Annotated in this window: 3 protein-coding genes; all 3 read right to left on the reverse strand. The window is 63.7% G+C overall.

What is annotated here, in order from left to right; all coding sequences use genetic code 11:
- Positions 1-30: 30 nt before the first annotated feature.
- Complete coding sequence (gene tnpC / locus CFR79_RS15205) at positions 31-1,641, reverse strand: IS66 family transposase (RefSeq protein WP_110548445.1); 1,611 nt, start codon at positions 1,639-1,641, stop codon at positions 31-33.
- Positions 1,642-1,706: 65 nt separating this feature from the next.
- The gene (gene tnpB, locus CFR79_RS15210; RefSeq protein WP_039734451.1) at positions 1,707-2,054 is read right to left on the reverse strand and encodes an IS66 family insertion sequence element accessory protein TnpB; all 348 of its coding nucleotides are present in this window, start codon (positions 2,052-2,054) and stop codon (positions 1,707-1,709) included.
- On the reverse strand, positions 2,051-2,452 hold the full coding sequence (gene tnpA / locus CFR79_RS15215; protein ID WP_039732708.1) for an IS66-like element accessory protein TnpA: 402 nt from the start codon (positions 2,450-2,452) through the stop codon (positions 2,051-2,053). The genes tnpB and tnpA overlap by 4 nt, the downstream gene beginning before the upstream one ends.
- Between the last annotated feature and the right edge of the window lie 141 nt (positions 2,453-2,593).

The following is a 2,593-nucleotide window of genomic DNA, read 5'->3' on the forward strand; positions in this document are numbered from 1 at the left end:
GTAACCATCCGGCGAGAGACGCGGGCGTGATCAGGCAGCGACGTTATTCTCGCCTTGAGCAATGGGTTTCCAATGCCAGGGCAGGAGTTCATGGAGGCGTGGGTTGGGAGTGTCGTTGATGCGGGCGAGCACATCGGCGAGCCATGCCTGAGGATCGACCTCGTTCAGGCGGCAGGTGACGACGAGGGAATACATGGCGGCGGCTCTTTCACCGCCACGATCGGAGCCGGCGAACAGCCAGGCTTTTCTCCCCAGTGCGATACCCCGGATTGCGCGTTCCGCCGCGTTATTCGTCAGACAGATCCGACCGTCTTCCAGAAATACCGTGAATGTATCGCCCCGTCTGAGAATATAGTTCATTGCCTGGGCGATGGGGTTTTTGGACGACATGCGCCGGCAGGTATCGCGCATCCAGTCGAGCAACTCCTCGACCAGCGGGGCGATGCTCTCCTTGCGGATCTCCAGCCGATGTGCGGCGGAGCTGCCGTTGATCGCGCGTTCGGCGTCGAATATGGCGTCGATCCGGCGCACGGCCTCTATGGCGAGTGGCGCCTTGTCCTTTTCGGCAATCTTGAACAGTCCCCGGCGTCCATGCGCCCAGCAGCCGGCCGGAACAACAGGCGCGGGCTGGCGTCCCGGCTTTGCCAGGTGGGTGTATCCGCCATAGGCGTCTGATTGCAGGATTCCGGTCCAGCCGGTGAGATGGTCGGCCGGATGTTCACCTTTGCGGTCTCGGGAGTAGCGGAACCACACGGCTGGGGGCGCGAGGCCGCCAAATGGGGCATCGTCGCGCACGTAATTCCACAACCGTCCGGTCACGGTGCGCCCCCTGGCCAGCACGGGCACTGTGGTATCGTCCGCATGCAGACGCCGGGCTGCCAGCACATGTGCCCGGATCAGCGCGGTAAGGGGCGCCAGCGTCGCCGTGCAGGCCCCCACCCAGTCGGCCAGCGTCGAGGTATCGAGATCGATCCCCTCACGGGCAAATGCGGCGCTCTGCCGGTTCAGCGGCAGATGCTGCAGGAACTTGTCGCACAGGATGCCCGCAAGCAGCTTTGGCCCGGCCCGTCCGCGCGCGATCGGGTGGAAAGGTGCCGGGGGCTGGATGATGTTCTCGCAGTCGCGGCAGGTGAATTTCTCGCGTATCGTCTGAATCACCTTGAACTGGCGCGGGATCACCTCCAGCGTCTCGGTGACGCTCTCCCCCAGTTTGCTCAGGCGCTCGCCGCCACAGCACGGGCAATGTGTCGGCACGGGGATGACGACCCGTTCGCGCGGGAGATCGGCGCGCAACGGCTGGCGACCGTGATTGCGCCGGGGCGCTGTCGCCCGCACGGCAGGATCCGGAGCGTTTTCCGGCGCATCCTCGGCGTGCGCCGTCTCCAGATCTTCCAGTTCGAGTTCGAACTGGGCCAGCAGACGGCGCCCCCGCTCCGATGAGGCCCCGAAACGGTCCTGGCGCATCCGCGCAATGAGGTGCTTGAGATGGGCGATCTGCGCCTCGGCGCTGATCGCTCGGGTTTCAGCGGCAGTGGCCCGGGTTTCGGCAGAAGACGCCCGGAATTCGGCGACCTGAGCGCGCGCCTCGACCGCGGCAAGTGCCGCGCGCAGGGCCATCATCTCGTCCGTGTCTCCCGTCATGAAGACAGTTGACCACATGGGCGCTCAAAAGAGTACCAGTATATGCTGATCTGGCGCAGTTTTTATTATCCCGCCAGTTCGGGTCTCCAGGTTTTCTGCGGGTTTCTCCAGTCGATCCCTTCCAGCAGGCAACTTAATTGTGACGGGGAAAGATGGATCACCCCGTCCCTGGCCGAGGGCCAGAGGAAATGCCCACGCTCGATCCGCTTCGCATATAATGACAGGCCTACGCCATCGTGCCAGATCAGTTTCACCAGGTCGCCGCGCTTTCCCCTGAAGACATAAACGTCGCCGGCGAAAGGATCACGACCCAGCGTTTCCTGGACTTTCAGGGCCAGCCCGGGCATCCCGAGGCGCATATCGGTCACGCCGGCCGCCAGCCATATCCTCAGCGTGGAGGGAAGCGGAATCATGACCGCAGCGCGCCCACAATCTCACGCAGACGATCAGCGGACAGCCCCGTGTCGAATTCGAGCCGCACACCGTCCGGAAAGACCACGCTGACCGCTCGGCCAGGCGGCGTTCCCTGTTCGCTTCGACGCTCCAATGCCTGCGGCTGAGGTGCCGGAGCCACCATGACAGGCACGAACGATGTTCCGCCCTGCGCTTTGGCCCGGGCCTCTCGCCGCCACCGAAACACCAGGCTTGGATGAACACCATACTGTGCAGCCACCTCCCTTACGGGGCGCCGGCTCTCGTAGGACGCGATGACCACGCGCGCGCGAAATTCAGGGGCGTGCCAGCGGCGGCGATCTGAAACGATCTCGATCCGCGAGGCTTCCGCCAGCCTGTCTCGCTCTCCTGCCTCCATACCGCTCCCTTGGAGCCTCTCTGCGGTACTACCTGCGACACTCGCAGGTAGTACCGCGTCTCTATCTCTTGAATCGCTCATGATTCATAGCTGAACCAGAATAGAAATATTCAGCAAGGCGGCAGTCGCCGGGTGCTTACG

Source organism: Komagataeibacter saccharivorans (genome assembly GCF_003207825.1).
Taxonomy (GTDB): domain Bacteria; phylum Pseudomonadota; class Alphaproteobacteria; order Acetobacterales; family Acetobacteraceae; genus Komagataeibacter; species Komagataeibacter saccharivorans.